Below are 24,193 nucleotides of genomic sequence, written 5' to 3' on the forward strand. Positions count from 1 at the left end.
AGGAATGAAAGTAACACTGCCAGAGTTTGAACGTGCTGGAGTAATGGTTGTTGGGGATGTGATGCTGGATCGCTACTGGTATGGACCGACCAGCCGCATCTCTCCGGAAGCACCGGTACCGGTGGTTAAGGTCGACACCATTGAAGAGCGTCCCGGCGGCGCGGCAAACGTGGCGATGAACATAGCCTCTCTGGGCGCGCACTCGCGTCTGGTTGGCCTGACCGGCATCGACGATGCGGCGCGCGCGCTGAGCAAGTCGCTGGCGGACGTGAACGTGAAGTGCGACTTCGTTTCGGTTCCGACCCACCCAACCATCACCAAGCTGCGCGTGCTGTCACGCAACCAGCAGCTGATCCGCCTCGACTTTGAAGAAGGTTTCGAGGGCGTTGATCCTGAGCCGCTGCACGAGCGTATCAATCAGGCGCTGGGTAATATCGGCGCGCTGGTGCTGTCCGACTACGCCAAAGGCGCGCTGGCCAGCGTCCAGACGATGATCCAGCTGGCGCGTAAAGCCAACGTCCCGGTGCTGATCGACCCGAAAGGCACCGATTTTGAGCGCTATCGCGGTGCGACGCTGCTGACGCCAAACCTCTCCGAGTTTGAAGCGGTGGCGGGCAAGTGCAAAACCGAGGAAGAGCTGGTTGAGCGCGGCATGAAGATCATTGCTGATTTCGAGCTGTCCGCGCTGCTGGTGACCCGCTCTGAGCAGGGGATGACGCTGCTGCAGCCGGGCAAGGCGCCGCTGCATATGCCAACCCAGGCGCAGGAAGTGTACGACGTGACCGGTGCCGGTGATACGGTGATCGGCGTGCTGGCGGCGACGCTGGCCGCAGGAAACTCCCTGGAAGAGGCGTGCTACTTCGCTAACGCCGCGGCGGGTGTGGTCGTTGGTAAGCTCGGTACCTCCACCGTTTCCCCTATCGAGCTGGAAAACGCGGTGCGCGGGCGTGCGGACACCGGTTTTGGCGTCATGACCGAAAACGAGCTGAAGGTGGCCGTCGCCGCCGCGCGCAAACGCGGTGAGAAAGTGGTGATGACCAACGGTGTGTTTGACATCCTGCACGCGGGCCACGTCTCCTATCTGGCGAATGCGCGCAAGCTGGGCGATCGCCTGATTGTGGCGGTGAACAGCGATGCGTCGACGAAACGCCTGAAGGGTGAAACGCGTCCGGTGAACCCGCTTGAGCAGCGGATGATCGTGCTCGGCGCGCTGGAAGCCGTGGACTGGGTGGTGTCGTTTGAAGAAGACACACCGCAGCGCCTGATTGCCGGTATTCTGCCGGATCTGCTGGTAAAAGGCGGGGATTACAAGCCGGAGCAAATCGCGGGCAGCGAAGAGGTCTGGGCCAACGGCGGCGAGGTGATGGTGCTCAACTTTGAGGACGGGTGTTCCACCACCAACATCATCAAGAAGATCCAGAAAGACAGTCAGTAAAAAAAACGGGCCAGCTGGCCCGTTTATTTTTTCACCCTCTCCCTGTGGGTGAGGGCATCAGGCCGCACTTACTCCTGGTCATCCACCGGCGGAATGGCTGGCGCTGGCTTCACTTCTTCCGGCGCATTGCGGTTTTCCAGCTCGGTCAGACGCTGTTCCAGCAGCGCCAGTTTCTCGCGGGTGCGCAGCAGAACCTGGGTCTGCACGTCAAACTCTTCGCGGCTGACTAAATCAAGGCGAACCAACTGCGCCTGCAGCGTCTGGCGGATTTTTTTCTCAACGTCATCACCAAATTCACGAATGCCTTTTGGCATAGATTCATGAACCTGACGCGCGATCTGCTCAATTTTCTTCGGGTCAATCATTGTCGTTTCCCTTGATGAAAAGGTGTTAGTGTCCATTGTAGCGCGTCATGCCCGGGGTAAACAAAATTGTTTGATGCTTATGCATTGCCCAGGATAATCAATAGCGTTATAGTTATCTCGCTTATTCTCAGGGCGGGGCGAAATTCCCCACCGGCGGTAAATCAGCTTAACGCTGAAAGCCCGCGAGCGCTTTGGGTGAATTCTCAAAGGTCAGCAGATCCGGTGTAATTCCGGGGCCGACGGTTAGAGTCCGGATGGGAGAGAGTAACGATCCAGTCGGGCATGGGCCCGCTCACGTTATCTTTTTGCCGCTTATACGGCGCTCCTAAGACTGCCCTGATTCTGGTAACCATAATGTTAATGAGGTTTTTTTACCATGAATCAGACGCTACTTTCCTCTTTTGGCACTTCAACTCAACGTGTTGAACATGCACTGGATGCACTGCGCGAAGGCCGCGGTGTGATGGTGCTTGACGATGAAAACCGTGAAAACGAAGGCGACATGATTTTCGCCGCCGAAAACATGACCGTTGAGCAGATGGCGCTGACCATCCGTCACGGCAGCGGCATCGTATGCCTGTGTATTACCGAAGATCGTCGTAAGCAGCTCGAGCTGCCGATGATGGTCGAAAACAACACCAGCGCGTTTGGTACCGGATTTACCGTGACCATTGAAGCGGCGCATGGCGTGACCACCGGTGTGTCTGCGGCTGACCGTCTGACCACCGTACGTGCCGCGATTGCTGATGATGCGAAGCCCTCCGATCTGCATCGTCCAGGCCACGTCTTCCCACTGCGCGCGCAGGCGGGTGGCGTGCTGACCCGCGGCGGCCACACCGAAGCGACCATCGACCTGGTAACGCTGGCAGGCTTCAAACCTGCGGGCGTGCTGTGCGAACTGACCAACGATGACGGCACCATGGCGCGCGCGCCGGAGTGCATCACCTTTGCGCGTCTGCACAACATGCCGGTGGTCACGATTGAAGATCTGGTCGAGTACCGCCAGGCGCACGAGCGCAAAGCCAGCTGATAATAAAAACGCCGGGATATCCCGGCGTTTTTTACCCGATTCCTGCGGTCTGCAGCAGAACCAGGCTTAATCCCATCACCGACATTCCGCACAGCACGCCATAGCTGGGGTTGTTGTTAGGATCTATCTCCTTCGCCAGCGGCATCAGCTCATCCACCGAAAGTGCAACCATGATCCCGGCTACCGCTGCCATAATCGCCGCCATCACTACCGGAGAGACCAGGCTACCAAGGATCAGCCAGGCCAGCACGCCGCCAAGGATTTCGGCCATCCCGGAAATACCCGCCCAGAACACCGCGGTGCGTTTCGAGCCCGTGGCGGCATAGACCGGACCGGCCACCGCGAGTCCTTCAGGAATATTGTGTAAGGCGACCGCCAGCGCGATGCCAAAGCCCATTTCCAGATTGCTGCTGGCCGTCACGTAGGTGGCGACCCCTTCCGGGAAATTATGCAGACTGATACCAAGCGTTAATAGCACGGCTGTACGCTTGATATTGCGCGGCATAGGCGTCACGTTTTTCTGCATTAAATCCTGCGGATGCGCGTGCGGTAGCATACGGTCGAGGGCAAAGTATCCCAGCAGGCCAAAGACAAACATGCCGTAGCCCAGCAGCGGAGACATACCTTCTGTGCCCAGTGCGGCAGGTAGCATCTCCATCAGGGATATGAGCAGCATGATCCCGGCAGCAAAGCCCAGCGAGAAGGCCAGCACGCGGTTTGATGGCTTTTGACCAAGCACGCCGAGGATCGCGCCGATGAACGTCGCGGCGCCCGCCAGTATGGTCAGGATCAAGGGGACTGACATGGATTGCTCCTTATGATAATGATTCTCATTAATATAAATGATTCATTTCTGGCAAAGCGAGGGGCCAACCCCGGCTTTACACATTCCTTACATTCAAATTTCCTGATGATGATCTTCACGCTTATCTGCGTTCATCTTTGCCGGATTGCGCGTAATGTAGCACCATTAAATTGACACCTTCTGTAAGGATATCATCATGACTTCTTCCCGTATGCCAGCCCTGTTTTTAGGCCACGGCAGCCCAATGAACGTTCTGGAAGACAACGTCTATACCCGCGCATGGCGTAGCCTGGGCGAGACGCTGCCGCGTCCAAAAGCGATTGTGGTGGTATCCGCGCACTGGTTCACCCGTGGAACGGGCGTGACTGCCATGGAAGCGCCAAAAACCATTCATGATTTTGGCGGCTTCCCGCAGGCGCTGTATGACACGCATTATCCAGCCCCCGGCTCGCCTGAGCTGGCACAAAGGCTGGTGGAACTGCTGGCGCCTGTTCCGGTTGCGCTGGATAAAGAAGCCTGGGGTTTTGACCACGGCTCGTGGGGCGTGCTGATTAAAATGTATCCTGATGCAGATATCCCGATGGTGCAGCTGAGCATCGACAGCACCAAACCGGCCGCCTGGCATCTGGAGATGGGGCGCAAGCTGGCGACGCTTCGTGATGAAGGCATTATGCTGGTGGCAAGCGGCAACGTGGTGCACAACCTGCGCACGGCGCGCTGGCACGGTGAGAATACGCCTTACCCGTGGGCGACCGCTTTTAACGACTACGTTAAAGCGAATCTGACCTGGCAGGGGCCGGCTGAGGCACATCCGTTGGTTAACTATCTGGAGCACGAGGGCGGTTCGCTCTCTAACCCGACGCCGGAGCATTTCCTGCCGCTGCTGTACGTGCTTGGAGCGTGGGATGGCCAGGAGCCGGTTACGATCCCGGTTGACGGGATTGAGATGGGAAGCCTGAGTATGCTGTCGGTGCAGGTAGGGTGAAAACATGCCGGGTGGCGCTACGCTTACCGGGCCTACAAAACCGTAGGCCGGGTCAGGCGAAGCCGCCACCCGGCAGATCTTACTCCACAAAAATATGCGGATAGAACCGCGACAGATCCTGCGTGATCAGTGCGCGATCTTCGCGAATGCCAATTCCGGCTGGCAGATCGTTGATGAGCCAGCTGCCAATCAGCGTATAGCTGTCGCCAAACTTCGGCAGTTGATAGAACGCCTGGACGATCATCCCTTCTTCGCCGTACGGCCCTTCAACCGCTTCCAGCGTCTTACCGTTTTCGATAATCGACACGTTCGCGCCTTCGCGGGAGAAGATCGGCTTAACGACGTATTTCTCCATCTGCGGGTAATTATCTTCCGCAAAGTACGCAGGCAGCAGGTTCGGGTGATTCGGGAACATCTCCCATAGCATCGGCAGCAGGGCCTTGTTGGAGATAATGCTCTTCCAGGCCGGTTCCAGCCAGCGCACGCCCGCGTCTTCCAGCTTGGTGGAGAACATCTCGCGCAGCATGTACTCCCACGGGTAGAGCTTGAACAGGTTGCTGATGACCTGATCCTGCATGTCCGTAAACTGACCTTTTTCACCCAGGCCGATATCCTCGATATAGAGGAACTCGGTCGCCACTTCCGCTTCGGCGGCGCAGTCCTGCAGATACTGAACCGTGCCACGATCTTCTTCCGTGTCGCGGCAGCAGGCGAGATGCAGAAGGTTGAAGCCAAACTGCTCGCGCAGCTCGGCAAAGCGCTCGATCAACTTCTCCTGCAGGCTGTTGAACTGGTCGCTGCCTTCCGGCAGGTTTCCGGCGTTCATCTGGTCTTCCAGCCAGATCCACTGGAAAAACGCCGCTTCGTACAGGGACGTTGGGGTATCGGCGTTGTTTTCCAGCAGCTTCGGTTCACCTTTGCCGTCCCACGCCAGATCCAGGCGAGAGTAAAGCGAAGGCTGATTCGTTTTCCACGACTGGCGGACAAAGCTCCAGGTGTGCTTTGGAATGCGGAACTTGGCCATCAGCTCGTCGCTGTCGATGACTTTTTCCACCACCTTGAGGCACATCTGGTGCAGCTCGGCTGTTACCTCTTCCAGCTTCTCAACCTGGGCCAGGGTGAGCTTGTAGTAAGCGTCTTCACACCAGTACGGCTCGCCGTACATGGTATGGAAGTTAAAACCGTACTCGGTGGCTTTTTCGCGCCAGTCCGGGCGTTCGGTGATACTGACTCGTTCCATGATCAGCCGCCCATTGAGCGAGTAGAGGAGGTGCCTGTCGCACTGCGCTGCATGCTGGTCTGCTTCGCCACCGATTCACCAAACCCGCCGCGGGTGATGGTGCTGGTCGTCGCAGGCTTCGGCGCCATTGCCGTTTTCGGTACCGTCACGGTGCGGCCAGGCGTCGCTGCGCCGTAGCCTTTACCGCTGGCATCGGTATATTGACCGTAAGCCGGGCTGGCCGGGTTTTTCGAGCTAAACAGCGGCTGCTGCTGGTAGCCTGCACCGCCGCCCATCAGACGACCCATCATGTAACCGGCCATCAGCGGCATCCAGAAGCTGCCGCTGGACTGCGCCTGCGCCTGATTTTCTGGCGCAGTGCCGGCCTGAGCCGGTGCCTGCTGGCATTGACCCTCGCCAAACTCCGCTACGCAGTCTTCGCGTGAGGCATATTTCGGCGCGGTGCGTTCCGCTTCTTTCAGCGCGCTGGTGTAGGCCGTTTTACATTCGGCCGCTTTACCGGTGGCGGCTGAGCAGTCGTCCGCGTTTTGATACAGCGAAACCGTTTCATCGTTTTTTTCACAGCCTGCCAGCATAAAGACAGCGGTAACCGCCAGCGCAACAGGGGTGAGGTGACGTGCGTTCCAGCTCTTGCGGAACGACGCGTGATTGATCGTTTTTGTCCGTTTCATATTTGTCTTCCAGGACCCAGTGGTAATAACGCTCAGGATAGAGGATGAGTGGTTGAAAATGAAGCGAAGAGGGGCGGAATCAGGGGGATCTTTACGTTGGCTTACGTTCGGATGTGATTTTGCGCCGGGTGGCGCTGCGCTTACCCGGCCTACGATTCAGTAGGCCCGATAAGCGAAGCGCCATCGGGCAATGCTTAGTTACGGAACGGATTATTGCTCTTACTGGCAGGCGCGGTGGTGCGCTCGGCAGCAGGCTGTGCAGCAGGGGTAGAGCCGTTAGCGTTGAAGTTATCAACCGCGGCAACCTGATCCGGGTTCTCAGGTGCAACGCTGTCAGGAGAGGTAGAGACCGGCTTGCCCAGTGCGCTGTTCAGCATCTGCAGGTCTTGCTCGTTCAGCGTACCCAGAGCCTGCTTAATGTTCAGCTGGTTAATCAGGTACTGATAACGCGCGCTGGAGAGCTGTTGTTTCGCGTTGTACAGCGTGGTGGTCGCGTCGAGCACGTCAACGATAGTACGTGTACCAACCGAGTAACCGGCTTCCATCGCGTCCAGGGAGCTCTGTGCCGACACAACGGCCTGTTTGTAGGCGTTGATGCTACTGATTGAGGCGTTCACGTTGTTGAAGGATGAACGTACGGTCTGCACCACGTTGCGGTGGGCGCTTTCCAGCTGCTCGCTCGCGCCAACAAAATTGTACTGCGCCTGTTTCACCTGGGAGTTGACCTGACCGCCCTGATACAGCGGCAGGGAGAAGCTCAGGCCCACCTTGTTCTGGCCCATATTGCTGTCGTCATACTGGGCAGAATTGGTTTTAGAGCCACTGTAGGTGGTGTCAGAAACGCCGGTAGAGGCGCTCAGGCTCAGGGTTGGCAGATGGCCGTCCTGCGCCTGACGAATTTGCTCGCGGGCCAGGTCCTGGCTCAGACGCGCCTGCAGCAATGTCAGGTTGCGGTTTTCCGCCTCTTTCAGCAGGGCGTTAACGGCCTGCGGCTTATCCGTTTTGAAGCTGTCGACGTTCAGGGAGGCCAGCTCAGGATAGTAGTTCCCGGTCACCTGACGCAGGGATTCCAGCGCGTTGTCGAGGTTATTACGCGCGGTCACTTCGTTGGCCAGCACGGTGTCGTACTGTGAACGGGCGTTCTGCACGTCGGTGATCGCCACCAGGCCTACATTGAAGCGCTGGGTGGTTTGATCTAACTGACGGTAAATGGCCTGTTTCTGTGCTTCGGTGTAGGAGAGCGCGTCAATGGCGCTCAGCACGTTGAAGTACGCCGTGGCCGTGTTCAGAATCAGCGTTTGCTGGTCGGTCTGATAGGTCACATCCTGGATACCCGCAGTCTTTTCCTGCAAGGTCAGGGCGCGCCATTTGGACATATCAAACAGCGTTTGTGTCAATTGCAGTGAGGCGCTGGTAGCATTGGAGTTAACGCCGTTAGCGTCGCGGAAACCGTTGCTGTAGGTATAATCTGCACCTAAACCTAACTGTGGCAGCAGCGGGCTACGCGCTTCGTTAATCTTTTCAAACGCAGCATCACGATCGGCCGCTGATTTACGTAAATCAGGGTTGCCCAGACGTGCCTGCTGATAGACCTGTAACAGGTTTTCCGCCTGGCTCATTGCACTGAAGCCCGTCAGGCTCAGGCCGATAAGGATGGGGAGCAATTTCTTCATTTGCATTCCTTGTTGTGAAGCAGTATTAGCGCTGATCTAATTAAAAAATAATTGCCGATTCTAACAGAATCATCCACACCAAAAGGTTGGCGTTACGTGCCATCTGGCGGTAATTTGCACCAATCTACCATATAGCCTTACAAACGGCAGCCAAACAGCCTTGAAATTCACAATTTCATCACCATTGCTACCAGGACTCGACTCATGCAAAAACCAGATAAGTTGCCCGTGACTTTCGCCAAAAACGATGTAGAAATTATTGCACGAGAAACGCTTTATAGCGGTTTTTTTTCAATGGATCTTTACCGTTTCAGGCATCGCCTGTTTAACGGGGAAATGAGCGGCGAAATCAGACGCGAAATTTTTGAGCGCGGGCATGCGGCAGTCTTGCTACCCTTTGACCCAGTGCGTGACGAAGTTGTGCTGGTGGAGCAGATCCGCATCGCCGCTTATGACGTCAGTGAGAGCCCGTGGCTGCTGGAGATGGTGGCCGGGATGATCGAGGAAGGCGAGTCGGTTGAGGACGTCGCCCGGCGCGAGGCGCTGGAAGAGGCAGGGCTGGTGGTCGGCCGCACAAAACCGGTGCTGAGCTATCTGGCAAGCCCGGGAGGCACCAGCGAACGCTTATCCATAATGGTGGGCGAAGTGGACGCCACGACCGCAGAAGGCATTCACGGTCTGGCTGATGAAAACGAAGATATTCGGGTTCATGTGGTAAGCCGGGAACAGGCTTACCAGTGGGTAGAAGAGGGGAAAATCGACAACGCAGCGTCTGTCATCGCCCTGCAATGGCTGCAGCTGCATTATCAGACATTACGAAACGAGTGGAAAAAATGAAGCGCTATACGCCTGACTTCCCAGAAATGATGCGCCTGTGCGAAACCAATTTCGCACAATTGCGCCGCCTGCTGCCGAGAAACGACGCACCCGGCGAAACGGTAAGCTATCAGGTGAGCAACGCGCAGTATCGATTAACGATAACAGAATCAACGCGCTACACTACGCTGGTGGAGATTGAGCAAACGGCTCCCAGCATTAGCTACTGGAGCCTGCCGTCGATGACGGTACGCCTCTATCACGACGCGATGGTCGCTGAAGTGTGTTCGAGCCAGCAGATCTTTCGCTTCAAGGCGCGGTATGATTACCCGAATAAAAAGTTGCATCAACGCGACGAAAAGCATCAAATTAACCAGTTTTTAGCCGACTGGCTAAGATATTGTTTAGCACATGGAGCAATGGCGATTCCGGTTTGTTAGCGTCATAAACCTACCTAAGGACACCATTTGGAAAGCCTGTTGAACCTGACTGTTGCTGGTGGGGCGCCAGTCAGGATATTACAAATCACCGATACCCACCTTTTTGCCGAAAAGCATGAAACGCTGCTGGGGGTGAATACCTGGGAGAGTTATCAGGCGGTACTGAGCGCCATTCACGCTGAAAACCGTGCATGCGATCTGATTGTCGCAACGGGCGATCTGGCGCAGGACCAATCTTCCGCGGCCTACCAGCATTTTGCTGAAGGCATCGCGAGCTTTAGCGTGCCCTGCGTCTGGCTGCCGGGTAACCACGATTTTCAGCCCGCAATGTACAGTTCTCTCCAGGATGCGGGGATTTCTCCGGCGAAATGTGTTTTTGCGGGTGACCAGTGGCAGATCCTGCTGTTAGACAGCCAGGTGTTTGGCGTCCCGCACGGTGAGTTAAGCGAGTTTCAGCTCGACTGGCTGGAGACCAAACTGGCGGCTGAACCTGAACGTCACACGCTGCTGTTGCTTCATCATCATCCTCTGCCGGCGGGCTGCAGCTGGCTCGATCAGCACAGCCTGCGCAACTCCGCGGCGCTGGATCGCGTGCTGGCGAAGTTCCCGCGGGTGAAAAATCTGCTGTGCGGGCATATTCACCAGGAGCAGGATCTCGACTGGAACGGGCGCCGCATGCTGGCGACACCGTCGACCTGCGTTCAGTTTAAGCCGCACTGCGCCAACTTTACGCTGGACACCATCGCGCCAGGCTGGCGCTGGCTGGAACTGCATGCCGACGGCACGCTGACCACGGAAGTCTGCCGTTTGACCGGCGCACAGTTCCGCCCGGACACCGCTTCAGAAGGCTATTGATGTCTACGCTCCTTTATCTGCACGGATTCAACAGCTCGCCGCGCTCCGCAAAAGCGACACAGTTTCGCCAGTGGCTGAGCGAGCATCACCCCGACGTTGAGATGATTATCCCTCAACTGCCGCCTTACCCGGCAGAAGCCGCGGAGATGCTGGAATCCATTGTGCTTGCGCACGGCGGCGAAACCTTCGGTGTGGTCGGTTCATCGCTGGGCGGGTATTACGCCACCTGGCTCTCGCAATGCTTTATGCTGCCCGCCGTGGTGGTTAATCCGGCGGTACGGCCATTTGAGCTGCTGCGGGACTTTCTTGGCGAAAACGAGAACCCCTACACCGGCCAGCAATATGTGCTAGAGTCACGCCATATTTACGATCTCAAAGTTATGCAGGTCGACCCGCTCGAGGCGCCGGATCTCATCTGGCTGCTGCAGCAGACGGGAGATGAAGTGCTGGATTACCGCCAGGCAGTGGCGTATTACGCCTCCTGCCGCCAGACTATAGAAGAGGGCGGAAACCATGCTTTCACGGGCTTTGAGAATCATTTCACCCAGATTGTCGATTTTCTTGGACTGCACAGCCACTGACAATCAATGCGAATTGCTAGTTTAAATCATGACGCAAACCTATAACGCTGATGCCATTGAGGTCCTCACCGGGCTTGAGCCGGTTCGCCGCCGCCCGGGGATGTACACCGATACGACGCGCCCAAACCATCTGGGCCAGGAAGTTATTGATAACAGTGTGGACGAAGCGCTGGCGGGCCATGCCAAACGCGTTGACGTCATCCTGCACGCCGATCAATCGCTGGAAGTCATTGACGACGGGCGCGGCATGCCGGTGGATATCCACCCGGAAGAGGGCGTCCCGGCCGTTGAGCTGATCCTCTGTCGTCTGCATGCGGGCGGTAAGTTCTCCAACAAAAACTACCAGTTCTCCGGCGGCCTGCATGGCGTGGGGATTTCCGTCGTCAACGCCCTGTCCAAACGCGTGGAAGTGAACGTCCGTCGCGACGGTCAGGTGTACAACATCGCGTTTGAAAACGGCGAGAAGGTGCAGGATCTGCAGGTTGTCGGCACGTGCGGCAAACGCAACACCGGCACCAGCGTTCACTTCTGGCCTGACGAAAGCTTCTTCGACAGCCCGCGCTTTTCCGTTTCCCGCCTGACGCACCTGCTGAAAGCCAAAGCGGTGCTGTGCCCGGGCGTGGAAATTACCTTTAAGGATAACGTCAACAACACCGAGCAGACCTGGCGCTACGAAGATGGCCTTAATGACTATCTGTGCGAAGCGGTAAACGGCCTGCCGACGCTGCCGGAAAAACCGTTCGTCGGCAATTTCACCGGCGACACCGAAGCGGTGGACTGGGCGCTGCTGTGGCTGCCGGAAGGCGGCGAGCTGCTGACCGAAAGCTACGTTAACCTGATCCCCACTATGCTCGGCGGTACCCACGTCAACGGCCTGCGTCAGGGGCTGCTGGATGCGATGCGCGAATTCTGCGAATACCGCAATATCCTGCCGCGCGGCGTGAAGCTGTCGGCGGAGGATATCTGGGACCGCTGCGCCTACGTGCTCTCCGTGAAGATGCAGGATCCGCAGTTTGCCGGTCAGACCAAAGAACGTCTGTCGTCACGCCAGTGCGCGGCGTTCGTTTCCGGCGTGGTGAAAGATGCGTTTACCCTGTGGCTGAACCAGAACGTTCAGGCGGCAGAAATGCTGGCTGAAATGGCGATTTCCAGCGCCCAGCGTCGTCTGCGCGCCGCGAAGAAAGTGGTGCGTAAAAAGCTGACCAGCGGCCCTGCGCTGCCGGGCAAGCTGGCAGACTGTACCGCGCAGGATCTCAACCGTACCGAACTGTTCCTCGTGGAAGGGGACTCGGCGGGCGGGTCGGCCAAGCAGGCGCGCGATCGTGAATATCAGGCGATCATGCCGCTCAAGGGCAAGATCCTGAACACCTGGGAGGTCTCGTCTGATGAAGTGCTGGCCTCGCAGGAAGTCCACGATATTTCGGTCGCGATCGGCATCGATCCGGACAGCGACGATCTGAGCCAGCTGCGCTACGGCAAGATCTGTATCCTCGCGGATGCGGACTCCGATGGTCTGCACATCGCCACGCTGCTGTGCGCGCTGTTTGTGAAGCACTTCCGCACACTGGTGAAAAACGGTCACGTCTACGTCGCGCTGCCGCCGCTGTACCGTATCGATCTCGGCAAAGAGGTTTACTACGCGCTGACGGAAGAAGAAAAAGCGGGCGTGCTGGAACAGCTGAAGCGTAAGAAGGGCAAGCCTAACGTGCAGCGCTTTAAAGGGCTGGGCGAGATGAACCCGATGCAGCTGCGCGAAACGACGCTGGATCCGAACACGCGCCGTCTGGTGCAGCTGACGATCAGCGACGAAGACGAACAGCAGACCAACGCTATGATGGATATGCTCCTTGCCAAGAAACGTTCGGAAGACCGTCGTAACTGGCTGCAGGAGAAAGGCGATATGGCGGATATAGAGGCCTGATGCCCTCAACCTAACCCTCTCCCCCAGGGAGAGGGAATGGATCGTAGGCCCGGTAAGCGCTAGCGCCACCGGGCTTTTTTACATCAAAACTCCATCTTCACCGTAAACTGCACTTCGCGCGGATCGCCAATCTGGTTGCCCAGGTTGTTGGTCGCAATGGACGATGTGTAGTAGGTCTTATCAAACAGGTTCTTCACGTTCACCTGCAGCGTCACCGGATACTGCAGCTTCATCTTATACGCCGCAAATGCATCCGCCACAAAATAGCCCGGCAGATAGTAATCCGCACCGTTGGTTGCGGAACGACGGCTCACGCCGTGCCCGCCGCCGCCCAGCGTCAGGGTATTCCCGGCAAACGCATTATGAATGTCGTAGGTCAGGAACAGGGAGCCGGTATGGCGCGGCACGTTCGGCAGCGGTTTTCCCGCATAGTCCGGGTCTTCCAGGACCTTCGCGTCGGTATAGCCATAGCTGGCGATGATATTGGTGTTCTCGGTCAGCGATCCGGCAAGATCCACCTCCACGCCCTGGGAGCGCACGCGGCCCGCCGTTTTGGCGATGGTTTCACCCCCCACGCTTTCGTTGTACAGTACGTTGCGTTTGTGGATATCAAACAGCGCGATATTGGCGGTAACCCCGTCGAACAGATCGAACTTTGCGCCCACTTCGTAAGCATTCGACGTTTCCGGCGGCAGGTCGCCGATGTAGCTCGCAATGGACGACTGAGGCATAAACGTTTGCGAGTAGTTGGCAAACAGCGAGACCGCTGGCGTGAGCTTATAGACCAGCCCCAGCTTCGGCGTCCACTGTTCGTCGCGGCTGTCGGTGTTGACGTTGAACGGACGGCCTTTGCCCGCGTACTGGGTGTAATACTGATAGCGCATCCCGGCGACGGCGATCCACTTATCGGTCAGGTACAGGGAATCCTGCGCGTACGCAGAGTAGCTTTCCTGCTTGAGCGTCTGGTCGCTGTCGGACGCCGACACGGTGGTGCATTTGCCGAGATTGCCATACGTTGGGTGATAGATATTGAAATCCTTCACGTTTTTACAGCGCATCATATCTGTGCGCAACAGATCGTAATTCTCATACGACACGCCGGTCAGGATCTCATTGTAAAAGCCCGCAATATCCACATTCCCCTGCAGATCCGCGCGGGTGCTGTGCATGCGCTGGGTCGAGCCCTGAGTCGCATCCACGCGGCGGGTCAGGTTGCCGGTTTTTGCATCGTAGGCCATCACGCGGGCCTGGTTATCGCTGTATTTGTCCTGGCTGTAGCTGTAGTCGAACTTCGCGGTCCACTGGCTGTTGAGGCGATACTCCGCGTTGAGCTGAGCGAGGTCGGACTGCCCGTCGGTAACGTTAAACGGCTCGTCAAAGCGGGTTTTGCGATCGACATCAACGGCCTTTTTGGTGTTGAGATCGAAGATCGTACCGCGATCGAACGGCGTCTTATAATCGCGATGTGAATAGAGCACGGTCACGGTGGCATCATCGCCGAACCAGGTGAGCGACGGGGCGATAAAGGTGCTGCGTTCGTTGCCAAAATTACGCCAGTAATCCTCGTCCTGATATTCGCCCGTGAGGCGATACGCCAGGCGCGTGCCGTCGATCGGGCCGGTCACATCGACCTGTCCGGTGCCGCCGCCAAAGCTGGAAGAGGTGGCGGAAAGGGAACCGCCGAAGGTCTTCTCCGGGCGTTTGGTGACGACGTTAATCAGGCCGCCCGGATCGAGAATGCCGTACAGCGTGGAGGCCGGACCTTTCAGCACCTCCACGCGCTCGGTTGAGGCGTTAAAGCTGCGCGGCAGGACGGTGCGCAGGCCGTTGGTCATGATTGACCCGTCGCGGTTCGCGCCAAACCCGCGGCGCACAAAGGCATCCTGCGTGCCGCCCAGGGTATTGGTCTGCACCACGTTGCTGACGTTATAGAGCGCTTCATCCAGCGTGGTGGCGTGCTGATCCTCCAGCACGTTATCGCTGACGGTATTCACCACCTGCGGGATATCCAGCATCGGCATATTGGTCAGCGTTGCGGTGGAGGTGTTCAGCGGCTGGTAGCCGTTGGTGGCTTCCGCCGAAGTATTTGGATCGGCGGTGACGGTAAGCGTTTCGCCGTCTTTAGCCGCGGTGGTGTCTGCTGCCTGCGCCAGCGGCGCCATAAACAGCAGTGAAAAGAGCGCGCGCCCTTTTATCCCTGAGAGTGAAGGTGTGAACGTAGCCATTACATCTGTTATCCCGAAATATCCCGCGAATGCGTTCGCGGCAAACTGTATGAGTCATTGCCCTTTACGGTCTGTCCGTTAGCCGGAAGTGGCATCGGACATGTAATTGAGAATCATTCAATCATGCGGGAATGTAGTAGTAAATGGAAAAAAGAAAAAAACGGCTACAGCAGTTAACCGCGTGCGTAAGCGCAGCAGGTTGATGTTTAACTCGTTGAAATAAATGTTTTTATAAGCCTTGCTGGATTCATTTTTTCTCAGGTTTGACCCTGGTTTTTTCAGGGTGTTTCTTCGCTTGACTACTACATGACGCGGCGTCAAACTCTCAAAAGAGAATGAGTTTTATTTTTATTTGTTGGTTTTTCATTACGTTGGCGTTCACGTGGCTCACAACACACACAAACCGGGTCTGGTTCTGGAGAACCTCTCTGCGGGCTATCAGAAAAAAATCATCGTTGATGATATCTCCCTTGCGATCCCTCAGCAGAAAATGACGGTGCTGGTCGGGGCGAACGGCTGTGGAAAATCCACGCTGTTGAGCACTATCGCGCGGCTGCTGCAGCCGCTTGGGGGAACCGCGCTGCTGGACGGTAAAGCCATACATGCGCAGCCGACCAAAGCGGTCGCCCGCCAGCTTGGCATTCTCCCGCAGTCGCCGCTGCTGCCGGAAGGATTAACCGTTTTTGAACTGGTCTCGCGCGGGCGTTTTCCCTGGCAGAATTTTATGCGTCAGTGGAGCGACGGGGACGAGCGGGCGGTGGAAGAGGCCCTGCGGCTGACCGGCACGGCAGCGTTTGCCCATATGCCGGTGGAAAGCTTATCCGGCGGCCAGCGTCAGCGCTGCTGGATCGCCATGGCGCTGGCGCAGCAAACGCCGTATATCCTGCTTGACGAGCCGACGACGTATCTCGATCTTCGCTATCAGGTGGAGATCCTGGAACTGCTGCACGCCCTGACCCGCCAGCACGGGCGTACCGTGGTGGTGGTGCTGCACGATCTCAACTTTGCCGTGAACTACGGTGATTCACTGGTCTTTTTACGCCAGGGAAAAGTCGAGGGGGTGTTACATGAGGGCGACGCCTGCACGCCGGAGCTGATCAAAGCGGTGTTTGATGTGGACGTGCATATGTCCATCAACCCCCTGACCGGCAAACCGTTCTTTATGCCGTTTCGCCAGAGTCTTGAACAGCCATGATGCGCGCTTCTCTCGCCTTCCTGATTTTTACATTACTGCTGGCGCTGGGCGCGATTGTGCATCTTGGCATCGGGGCGCGGTTTATCCCTCCCCGAACGGTAGTCGAGGCATTCGTTCACTTTGAACCGCGCAATTTCGACCATAACATCATCATCAGACTACGGCTGCTGCGCCTCTGCGCCGCAATGGTGACAGGCGCCGCGCTCGGCGTGGCGGGCGTGCTGCTGCAGTCCGTGATCCGCAACCCGCTCGGCGAGCCGCATATTCTGGGGCTCAACGCCGGGGCAGCGCTGGCGGTGGTGATCGCCAGCGCGCTTGGGCTTTCGCTGCCGCTTGGTCGCCCGCTGATTGCCGCCGCCGGTGCCGCCGCGCTGTTTCTGCTGGTGCTGATGTTCTCCTCGTCCGGTCGCACCGGGCTCACGCCGATGAAGGTCACCCTGTGTGGCGTGGCGATGTCGGCGTTTGCCTCGTCGATTACCGCCGCGGTGTTAATCCTGGATGAACAGACGCTGCTCTCTCTGCGCACCTGGCTGGCAGGTGATATCGCCGGAGTCAACGCGCAGATGCTCCAGAGTGCCCTGTGGGCTGCAGCAGCCGGTTGTATTCTTGCTATCGGGCTGTCGCCCTCGCTCAACATGCTGGCTCTGGGCGACAGAATGGCGCAGGGGCTTGGCGTGTCGCTGCTGAAAACCCGCCTCCTTGCCCTGCTGGCCATCGCGCTGCTCTGCGGCGCGGCCGTCTCCCTCGCCGGACCGATTGGCTTTATCGGCCTTGTGGTGCCGCAGCTCATCCGCCGTCTGGTGTCGGTCGATTTGCGCGTGATGGTGCCGCTGTCGGCCCTGTGCGGCGCGCTGGTGTTGCTGCTGGCGGATATCGCTGCCCGCACGCTGTTTACCCCCTGGGAGCTGGCAACCGGCATCATGACGGCCCTGGTCGGCGCGCCCGTGTTCATCTTTATGGCGTCGAGGATGTTCAAATGAACCGGGCCGGACTCCGCGCGATCCGCGTTGGCCACCTGTCGGCGCTGATTCGCCCGAAAGCGCTGGCGTACCTGTCGCTTTTCGCGCTGGCGGCGCTAAGCCTGCTGGGCTTTGGCCTGACGCACGGTTCTCTGCCCATTCCAACCTCCGCCATCGGGCGCGCGCTGTTTTCGCCTGAAAGTCTGACGACGGAGACGCGCTACGTCGTGATGGATATCCGCCTGCCGCGCCTGCTGATGGCGGTGCTGTGCGGCGCGATGCTCGGCATGGCGGGGGCGGCGATGCAGTCCATCACCCGCAACGGACTGGCTGACCCGGGGCTTATTGGCGTGAAGGAGGGCTGTAGCGCGGCGGTACTGCTGCTGATCTTTCAGTTCCCGGCGCTGAGCCTGGCCTGGCGTCCGCTGGTCGGCATGGCCGGTGGGCTGCTCACCGCGCTGCTGGTGATCGTCCTGGCGCGCGATATCTCGCGCCCGCGGTTCATCCTGATCGGCATTGGCGTGTCGTGGGCGTTTGCCGCGGCAATGGGCGTCTTTATGACCACCGCCGATGTCCGTGATGTGCAGACGGCGATGCTGTGGCTGGCGGGAAGCCTGCATGCAGCAAACTGGACGCTGGTGGGCCTGGCCGCACTCTGGGCCGCTCCCGCGTTTGCGCTGCTGCTGTTTACCGCCCGGGCCGCGGACGTGGCGTTGCTCGGCAATCAAGCCGCTACAGGCCTTGGCGTGCGCACAACCCGGCTGGCGCTGCTGCGGGTTCTCGCTCCGGTGGTGCTGACGGCGGCCTGCGTCTCCTGCGTGGGCAGCATTGGCTTCGTGGGGCTGATTGCCCCGCACATGGCGCACCTGCTGCTGCGCGGCGGGCAAACCGCGCTCCTGACGGGAAGCGCCGTGCTGGGGGCGCTGCTGGTGCTGATGGCGGATAACGTCGGACGTCTGGCATTCCTCCCGCTGCAGCTGCCGGCGGGGATTGTGATTTCATTGATTGGCGGACCGTTTTTCCTGCTGCTGCTCTGGCAGCGTCGGGACAGATTTTAGGGGACTATGATGCGCGTACTGTTTTCGATGCTGTTGCTGGTGGGGTTCGCGGTGAGCGCGGCGGAGCCGACGCAGGTATTTACCGACGATTTGGGACGCAAGGTGGTTGTGCCGGTTCATCCGAAGCGGATTGTTTCATTACACGATCTGGATATCACCATTCCGCTGATTGAGCTTGGCGTGCCGCCGGTGGCGAGTCATGGCCGCACGCGGCCGGACGGCAGCCACTTTCTGCGCTCCAGCGGCATGTTAACCGGCGTCGACTTCGATAATTCCGATATCAAATTTATCGGCACGGCCGATATCGACATCGAAGCCATCGCCGCCGCAAAGCCCGATTTGATCGTGACCGAGCCGACTCGCAACACCCCGGTGGAACAGCTGGCGAAAATTGCCCCGACGGTGAGCATCGATCATCTCGACGGCGGCGCGCCGGAAATCTACCGCAAGCTGGCGCAGCTCACGGGCACGCAGGCAAGGCTAAAGATTATGGAACGCCGCTATCAGGAACAAATCAAGGCGCTGAAGGCGACCATCGACACGCGCAAAATCACCGTGTCGGTAATTCAGGCTAATCAGGGGAAAATCAACGCCATGCACAGCTACCACTCGCTGGGCCGCGTGCTGCGTGACGCCGGGTTCAAATTCCCGCCGCTGATTGAGTCCATCCCGGAAGGGGGGCGCATCGACGTCAGCGCCGAACGCCTGCCGGAGCTGGATGCCGATTTCGTCTTCGCCACCTGGCGCGGGGATACGGGCGGTAAACCGCAGGACGAGCTGGCGGCAATGGAGACGGTCATGCCGGGCTGGTGTCAGTTCCTGACTGCCTGCCGAACCGGGCACTACGTGCTGATCTCGCGTGAAGAGGCGATCTCGAATTCGTTCGCGTCATTAGGGCTGATGGCCGCGCAGGTGCAGTCGCAGATTGCCGGGCGTCCGCTGCCGGAGGCGTCACGGTGATCCGAAGAGTGGATGTTTACGGTGAGCGATTCCGGTCGCGGGCGCATCAGCTGACGCCGCGTCTGCTGCAGGTCGCACGCTATATCCATGACAACCGCGAGGCGGTGATGGAGCAGACCGCCATGGAGATTGCCGCCGTAGTGAAAACCTCGGATGCCACGGTGGTCCGTGCCATCCAGGCGCTGGGTTTCGCCGGGCTGCGCGATCTTAAGCAGACGCTGGAGCAGTGGTTTGGCCCGGTGGTCACCTCCAGCGAAAAGATGTCCACCACGGTGAACACGCTCGCCAGCGACGTCAACGCGAGCATTGATTTCGTGCTGGAGGGACATCAGCACACCTGCGAGGTATTATCCGAGCCCCACAACCGCTACGCGATGGCGCAGGCGGTCTCACTACTGGCACAGGCAAGGCAGGTCGCCATATTTGGCATTGGCGCCTCCGGCATTCTGGCGGAGTACACCGCCAGGCTGTTCAGCCGTATGGGGTTACCCGCCACGCCGCTCAACCGTACCGGGATAGGGCTTGCCGAACAGCTGATTGCGCTTCAGCGCGGTGACGTGCTGGTGATGATGGCGCAGAAATCCGCGCACCGGGAGGGGCAAACCACCCTGCGTGAAGCAAAACGTTTGGGCATTCCCACCATCCTGCTGACTAACGCCCTTGATTCGCGTTTCAGTAAGGAGGCCAGCGTGGTGATCCACGTTCCCCGTGGTGGCGAAAAGGGCAAAATCCCGCTCCACGGCACAGTGCTGCTCTGTCTGGAGATGATCATTTTATCCGTGGCCTCCACCGAGCCGCAGCGCACCATTAAGTCGATGAAGCGCATCAACGAGTTACATCGTGGGTTAAAACCGGGGAAGAAAAACAGCTAAAGACAAAGCCCGGTGGCGCTAGCGCTTACCGGGCCTGGATCTGTTCTCCCTCTCCCTTGGGGCTGAGGAATCCCCACAAAATAATACCAGCACGGACGACCCCCTCTCCCTTGAGGGAGAGGGCTGGGGTGAGGGGGAACATACGGCTCTGGTGGTCATTCCGTTCACTTTATGTTCCTTGCTACTCTGTAAGGACATGGCCGGTGAACGTGCCAGGGCGGCTCAATCGCCACCGCCCTGGCGACCCGGGCTCCCGGCGGTAAATCGCCGCTTCGCGGTGCCTTCGGCTTATTCCTTCCGGCTTTTCGGGGACGGGCGGAGGTAACGTCCCTGTAAAGCCCGCCCTCTCGGCGCATCCATGCGCCTCGCCCCGGCCTACAGGAAACGCCTCAGCGATTTACAGCCGGACCAGGGCATCGCTGTAAGCCATTCATTTTCCTGAAGTCACATGCATCGCTTCAGGTATAAAATTACTGGGGATTCCTCACCCCTTGGGGAGAGGGCTGGGGTGAGGGGAAACTTAAACCCCTTGCTCCAGGATGCGGATGTGGGTTTCCAGCACGTCGACTTTCACCGCGTCGCTCCACGCTTTCATGTGCGCGGTCTGCAGATGCGCTTCAAGATGTGCGACGGTTTCCCACTGCTCAACCATGATGATCGAGTCTGGCGCGGTCGCCTGGAAGCTGGCGTCAGTGGCGGCATCCACCATCGGCGCGTAGCCGTGGCAGCCTTCTTCTTTCAGTACGGTCGGGATAATTTTCGCGAACTGATCCAGCACCGCCTGGCGGTGATGTTGACCTGGACGAGTACGGATTTCTGCGATAACGGTAAGCATGTTTACTACTCCTTTAATTCCAGGCTACCAGTTAAGCAAAAATTTTCGCGAGATGCTTGCGATATTCTGCGATATAGCTCGGGACATCAGGCATTTTAATCACGTCGTTGACGATAAAGGTCGGCAGCGGATCCATGCCCAGGAACTGATTCGCCTTGTGGAACGGCAGGTACGCGCCGTCCACGCCCACGCCTTCGAAGAACTGATCTTTCTCGGTGAAGGCTTCCAGCGGGGCGTTCCAGGTCAGTGACAGCATATATTTTTTGCCCTGAATCAGGCCGCCTGAACCGTATTTTTTGGACGCGTCAGAGCGGGTACGGCCATCGCTGGCATACAGCGAGCCATGACCTTCCGTGAACACGTCGTCCATGTATTTTTTCACGGTCCACGGCGCGCCCATCCACCAGCCTGGCATCTGCCAGATCACCACGTCAGCCCACAGGAAGTTTTGCACTTCGGCCTTCACGTCGTAGTTGCTGTCTGCACGCACGACCTTAACATCATGCCCGGCGTCGCGCAGGAAACCGTCCGCGACCTCGGTCAGGGTGTCATTCAGCTGGCCTTTAGAGTGCGCAAATTCTTTTGCACCGTTAATAATCAGAATGTTGCTCATTTTTTGTCCTCGACGATGAGAGTATGCCGGGTATTCTACGCGCGAGGACGGAGCGGAAAAATGAGCAAAATGTGCAAAGTCTTTTGCTGGAGATGCAATAATCCGTTACCAGCTGACCTTCACCTCAAAGCCGCCTTCCGCCGCATTGCTCAGCGAGACGCGCATCCCGTGCAGCGCGGCAATGCGCCTGACGATAGAGAGTCCCAGCCCGCTGCCCGTGGCGTTCTGGCCCGGTGGACGATAAAAACGCTCGCCGATGCGCGCCAGCACCTCGGGGTCAACGCCGGGACCGTTGTCGCGCACGCTAAAGCTACGCGCGTCCAGCGTAACGTCCACCACGCTGCCGCGCGGACTGTAGCGGATGGCATTGTCCAGCAGGTTGCGCACCAGCAGGCTGAGCAGCAGGGGCTGTCCCTGACGCTTGACCTGCGGGGCATGGATGTTGAGGCGAATATCAATCCCCGACTGCTGCGCCGGATGCCAGATATCCAGCACCGTCGACTGCAGTAAATCGGCAAGCGTTATCGGTTCGACATCGTCCAGGTTGTCCAGCGAGTCCAGACGCGACAGCGTGAGGAGTTGGTCCACCAGCCGGGAAGCGCGGTCGATTCCCGCATGCAGCTGCGCCAGCGCTCTTTCCCGCGCCTGGGGATCGTCCTGCGAGAGCTGCGCCACGTCAGTTTGCACCTTCAGGGCCGCCAGCGGGCTGCGCAGCTCGTGGGCCGCGTCGGACGTAAATCGGCGCTCGCGCGTCATCATCTCCTGGGTACGCGCGAAGAGGTGATTCAGCGCGTCGAGCAGGGGACGCACCTCTGTGGGTACACCCTCCGTCGGCAGGTTATCGGTGGCATCCGGCGAGCGGGAGCGCAGGGTCTGCGCCAGCTTTTTCAACGGCTTCAGTTCACGGCTCAACAGCAGGATCAGCAAGAGCAGCATCACGGGCAGCACCACCAGCCAGGGCGTGAGCTGCGAGCTGACCACGTCCAGCGCCATATCCTGGCGGTACTCCCACTCCTGACCGACCACCACGCGGTACTTCCCGTCGGGTGAGGTCAGCCACAGGAAACGCCATTCGTCGTTGTCGTCCTGGAGCTGCCCGTTAGCAAACCCGTCGCGGCGATAGTGGTACGGAATATCGCGCCCGTTCTCGCCGTCGTTCAGCAGCATTTTGCCCTCGACGCTGTAAATGGCGAAAGCCAGTGCGTCGTCATCGAGACGGCCATGCTTCACTTTTTTCGGGATCTCGCGCATTCGTTCGGGGGCGCGGATCTCGTCAAGATCCATCGTCAGCAGCCGTTTGGCAAACAGCATCTGCTGCGTGTCGAAGAGCTTATCCAGCTTGTGGGTGGTCTGCTGCCAGGCCACCAGGCTGGCGGCAAACCATGCCGTCAGGGAAAGCGCTAAAAAGAGGAGCGTCAGGCGCAGCTTCAGGCTCAGGCGTTGCGTCAGCTTCATGCGTCACCCAGGGTATAGCCGATGCCGTGCACGGTGCGGATAAACTCGCTGCCAAGCTTGCGGCGCAGGTGATGAACGTGGACTTCTACCGCGTTGCTGGAGACGTCGTCATCCCAGGTATACAGTTTTTCCTCAATCGTCTTGCGAGGGAGCACGCGGCCTGCATTGCGCATCAGCAGTTCCAGCAGCGCGAACTCTTTCGGCTTCAGCGTCAGCGGTTCACCGTCCAGCGTGGCGACGAGTCGGGTCGGATCGAGCGTGACCTTGCCGTGGCGTAGCTCGCTATGCGTCTGGCCGTGGCTGCGGCGGACCAGCGCCTCAAGGCGGGCGCCCACTTCAATCAGCGCGAACGGCTTACAGAGATAATCATCCGCGCCAAGACGCAGCCCCTCCACGCGCTGGTTAAGCGCATCCCGCGCGGTAAGAATCAATACCGGCTCGCGCTTACCGCTTTCGCGCCACGCGCGCAGGATGTCCAGACCGTCGATTTCCGGCAGCGTCAGATCCAGCACCACGGCATCGTAGGGCGCAGACGCGAGCGCGGCCTGACCGGTTTTACCGTCGGTAAACCAGTCCACGCTAAAGCCCATTTTGCTTAAACCCGCCCTGATACCGTCGCCGATTAACGTGTCGTCTTCTACCAGTAAAATGCGCATATTCCCTCCTTGATGTCGTCAGTAAACCCTCTGTAAGCGCCTGCTGTACAGCAATAATAAATAAATTTTTCCCTTAAGAAGTTGTTAAGGATTACCCTGTTTAATGGACTGCGAAACCAGATTAAAGGGAGAGTTAATATGAAAAAATTCGCTGCTATTGCCGCCATCATGATGATGACCACTGCCCCCGTTTTTGCCGCGCAGGGCGGATTTAACGGCCCGTCTGCCGCACAGACCCAGACCCAAACGCAGGCAGGCGGTTTTGTCGATAACGACGCCAACCTCACCACTGCGGTGAAGGTAAAAGAGATGAAGGACGACAGCTGGGTGAAGCTGCGCGGGAACATCACCCAGCGCCTGTCCGATGACCGCTACACCTTCCGCGATGAGACCGGCACGGTGAACGTGGAAATTGACCACAAGCGCTGGAACGGCGTGACCGTCAGCCCTCAGGATAAAGTGGAAATCCAGGGCAAGGTCGATAAAGAGTGGAACGATTTTGAAATCGACGTGAAGCAGGTCATTAAGCTGAACAAATAACCCGGAAA

General features: G+C 58.4%; 24 protein-coding genes and 1 riboswitch. Of the genes, 14 read left to right on the forward strand and 10 right to left on the reverse strand.

The features are described 5' to 3' along the window. Positions 1 to 4 precede the first annotated feature (4 nt). Positions 5 to 1,435, forward strand: a complete 1,431-nt coding sequence (gene hldE / locus CWR52_RS15915) for a bifunctional D-glycero-beta-D-manno-heptose-7-phosphate kinase/D-glycero-beta-D-manno-heptose 1-phosphate adenylyltransferase HldE (RefSeq protein WP_104950093.1) — start codon at positions 5 to 7, stop codon at positions 1,433 to 1,435. Between the two features lie 68 nt (positions 1,436 to 1,503). Here the strand turns inward: hldE and ubiK are convergent, their stop codons facing one another. After that, the gene (gene ubiK, locus CWR52_RS15920) at positions 1,504 to 1,800 is read right to left on the reverse strand and encodes a ubiquinone biosynthesis accessory factor UbiK (protein WP_014071796.1); all 297 of its coding nucleotides are present in this window, start codon (positions 1,798 to 1,800) and stop codon (positions 1,504 to 1,506) included. Between the two features lie 119 nt (positions 1,801 to 1,919). Continuing rightward, a riboswitch (FMN riboswitch) is annotated at positions 1,920 to 2,070 on the forward strand. Between the two features lie 106 nt (positions 2,071 to 2,176). Between ubiK and ribB the strand changes: the two genes are divergently transcribed. Further along, a complete protein-coding gene (gene ribB, locus CWR52_RS15925) occupies positions 2,177 to 2,830 on the forward strand; it encodes a 3,4-dihydroxy-2-butanone-4-phosphate synthase (RefSeq protein ID WP_028017147.1) in 654 nt (217 codons plus the stop codon). Between the two features lie 31 nt (positions 2,831 to 2,861). On the opposite strand, the gene zupT is transcribed toward ribB, so the two are convergent. Then, entirely contained in the window at positions 2,862 to 3,635 is a 774-nt protein-coding gene (gene zupT, locus CWR52_RS15930) for a zinc transporter ZupT (protein WP_024906487.1), read from the reverse strand. Positions 3,636 to 3,831: 196 nt separating this feature from the next. Between zupT and ygiD the strand changes: the two genes are divergently transcribed. After that, positions 3,832 to 4,620, forward strand: coding sequence for a 4,5-DOPA dioxygenase extradiol (gene ygiD, locus CWR52_RS15935; protein WP_104950095.1), 789 nt, complete (start codon positions 3,832 to 3,834; stop codon positions 4,618 to 4,620). 79 nt (positions 4,621 to 4,699) lie between these two features. Here ygiD and CWR52_RS15940 read toward each other — a convergent pair whose 3' ends face one another. The 3 genes from CWR52_RS15940 to tolC all read right to left on the reverse strand — a co-directional run bounded on the left by CWR52_RS15940 (position 4,700) and on the right by tolC (position 8,204). Next, the gene (locus CWR52_RS15940) at positions 4,700 to 5,860 is read right to left on the reverse strand and encodes a glutathionylspermidine synthase family protein (RefSeq protein WP_104950096.1); all 1,161 of its coding nucleotides are present in this window, start codon (positions 5,858 to 5,860) and stop codon (positions 4,700 to 4,702) included. Between the two features lie 2 nt (positions 5,861 to 5,862). Next, complete coding sequence (locus CWR52_RS15945) at positions 5,863 to 6,531, reverse strand: DUF1190 family protein (RefSeq protein ID WP_048028997.1); 669 nt, start codon at positions 6,529 to 6,531, stop codon at positions 5,863 to 5,865. 194 nt (positions 6,532 to 6,725) lie between these two features. Beyond that, the gene (gene tolC, locus CWR52_RS15950) at positions 6,726 to 8,204 is read right to left on the reverse strand and encodes an outer membrane channel protein TolC (protein WP_104950097.1); all 1,479 of its coding nucleotides are present in this window, start codon (positions 8,202 to 8,204) and stop codon (positions 6,726 to 6,728) included. 204 nt (positions 8,205 to 8,408) lie between these two features. Here tolC and nudF point away from each other — a divergent pair, with 204 nt between their 5' ends. The 5 genes from nudF to parE are packed head-to-tail and all read left to right on the forward strand — an operon-like array spanning position 8,409 to position 12,817. Further along, positions 8,409 to 9,041, forward strand: coding sequence for an ADP-ribose diphosphatase (gene nudF / locus CWR52_RS15955; RefSeq protein ID WP_024906492.1), 633 nt, complete (start codon positions 8,409 to 8,411; stop codon positions 9,039 to 9,041). Beyond that, entirely contained in the window at positions 9,038 to 9,460 is a 423-nt protein-coding gene (locus CWR52_RS15960; RefSeq protein ID WP_003862516.1) for a DUF1249 family protein, read from the forward strand. The genes nudF and CWR52_RS15960 overlap by 4 nt, the downstream gene beginning before the upstream one ends. Positions 9,461 to 9,487: 27 nt before the next feature. Beyond that, positions 9,488 to 10,315, forward strand: coding sequence for a 3',5'-cyclic-AMP phosphodiesterase (cpdA, locus tag CWR52_RS15965; protein ID WP_045909978.1), 828 nt, complete (start codon positions 9,488 to 9,490; stop codon positions 10,313 to 10,315). Next, positions 10,315 to 10,896, forward strand: coding sequence for an esterase YqiA (gene yqiA, locus CWR52_RS15970; RefSeq protein ID WP_008502976.1), 582 nt, complete (start codon positions 10,315 to 10,317; stop codon positions 10,894 to 10,896). The genes cpdA and yqiA overlap by 1 nt, the downstream gene beginning before the upstream one ends. A gap of 28 nt (positions 10,897 to 10,924) precedes the next feature. Next, the gene (parE, locus tag CWR52_RS15975; protein ID WP_014833290.1) at positions 10,925 to 12,817 is read left to right on the forward strand and encodes a DNA topoisomerase IV subunit B; all 1,893 of its coding nucleotides are present in this window, start codon (positions 10,925 to 10,927) and stop codon (positions 12,815 to 12,817) included. A gap of 83 nt (positions 12,818 to 12,900) precedes the next feature. Here parE and CWR52_RS15980 read toward each other — a convergent pair whose 3' ends face one another. Then, entirely contained in the window at positions 12,901 to 15,042 is a 2,142-nt protein-coding gene (locus CWR52_RS15980) for a TonB-dependent siderophore receptor (RefSeq protein WP_104950098.1), read from the reverse strand. 382 nt (positions 15,043 to 15,424) lie between these two features. Between CWR52_RS15980 and CWR52_RS15985 the strand changes: the two genes are divergently transcribed. Genes CWR52_RS15985 through CWR52_RS16005 form a run of 5 tightly spaced genes read left to right on the forward strand, consistent with a single transcriptional unit; the run spans position 15,425 to position 20,086 of the window. Further along, the gene (locus tag CWR52_RS15985) at positions 15,425 to 16,237 is read left to right on the forward strand and encodes an ABC transporter ATP-binding protein (protein WP_104950935.1); all 813 of its coding nucleotides are present in this window, start codon (positions 15,425 to 15,427) and stop codon (positions 16,235 to 16,237) included. After that, positions 16,234 to 17,217, forward strand: a complete 984-nt coding sequence (locus CWR52_RS15990; protein ID WP_104950099.1) for a FecCD family ABC transporter permease — start codon at positions 16,234 to 16,236, stop codon at positions 17,215 to 17,217. Before CWR52_RS15985 ends, CWR52_RS15990 begins: the two co-directional genes overlap by 4 nt. Continuing rightward, a complete protein-coding gene (locus CWR52_RS15995) occupies positions 17,214 to 18,254 on the forward strand; it encodes a FecCD family ABC transporter permease (protein ID WP_104950100.1) in 1,041 nt (346 codons plus the stop codon). The genes CWR52_RS15990 and CWR52_RS15995 overlap by 4 nt, the downstream gene beginning before the upstream one ends. 9 nt (positions 18,255 to 18,263) lie before the next feature. Next, positions 18,264 to 19,214: an iron-siderophore ABC transporter substrate-binding protein gene (locus CWR52_RS16000; protein WP_104950936.1), complete on the forward strand. Its 951-nt coding sequence runs from the start codon at positions 18,264 to 18,266 to the stop codon at positions 19,212 to 19,214. Beyond that, on the forward strand, positions 19,211 to 20,086 hold the full coding sequence (locus CWR52_RS16005) for a MurR/RpiR family transcriptional regulator (RefSeq protein ID WP_104950101.1): 876 nt from the start codon (positions 19,211 to 19,213) through the stop codon (positions 20,084 to 20,086). Before CWR52_RS16000 ends, CWR52_RS16005 begins: the two co-directional genes overlap by 4 nt. Positions 20,087 to 20,606: 520 nt before the next feature. Here CWR52_RS16005 and CWR52_RS16010 read toward each other — a convergent pair. From CWR52_RS16010 to qseB, 4 genes are all read right to left on the reverse strand, one after another. Continuing rightward, complete coding sequence (locus CWR52_RS16010) at positions 20,607 to 20,921, reverse strand: putative quinol monooxygenase (protein WP_104950102.1); 315 nt, start codon at positions 20,919 to 20,921, stop codon at positions 20,607 to 20,609. A 31-nt stretch (positions 20,922 to 20,952) separates the two neighbouring features. Beyond that, a complete protein-coding gene (locus tag CWR52_RS16015) occupies positions 20,953 to 21,534 on the reverse strand; it encodes an NAD(P)H-dependent oxidoreductase (protein WP_024906501.1) in 582 nt (193 codons plus the stop codon). A gap of 105 nt (positions 21,535 to 21,639) precedes the next feature. Continuing rightward, positions 21,640 to 22,989 carry a quorum sensing histidine kinase QseC gene (qseC, locus tag CWR52_RS16020; RefSeq protein WP_104950103.1) on the reverse strand — a complete coding sequence of 450 codons (1,350 nt, stop codon included), beginning with the start codon at positions 22,987 to 22,989 and terminating at the stop codon, positions 21,640 to 21,642. Further along, positions 22,986 to 23,645 (reverse strand): quorum sensing response regulator transcription factor QseB, encoded by a 660-nt coding sequence (qseB, locus tag CWR52_RS16025; protein WP_104950104.1) that lies wholly within the window; start codon positions 23,643 to 23,645, stop codon positions 22,986 to 22,988. The genes qseC and qseB overlap by 4 nt, the downstream gene beginning before the upstream one ends. 138 nt (positions 23,646 to 23,783) lie before the next feature. Here qseB and CWR52_RS16030 point away from each other — a divergent pair, with 138 nt between their 5' ends. Continuing rightward, complete coding sequence (locus CWR52_RS16030) at positions 23,784 to 24,185, forward strand: YgiW/YdeI family stress tolerance OB fold protein (RefSeq protein WP_045334456.1); 402 nt, start codon at positions 23,784 to 23,786, stop codon at positions 24,183 to 24,185. The last annotated feature ends 8 nt before the right edge of the window (positions 24,186 to 24,193 follow it).

The organism is Enterobacter sp. SGAir0187, from assembly GCF_002952735.2.
GTDB classification, from domain to species: domain Bacteria; phylum Pseudomonadota; class Gammaproteobacteria; order Enterobacterales; family Enterobacteriaceae; genus Enterobacter; species Enterobacter quasiroggenkampii.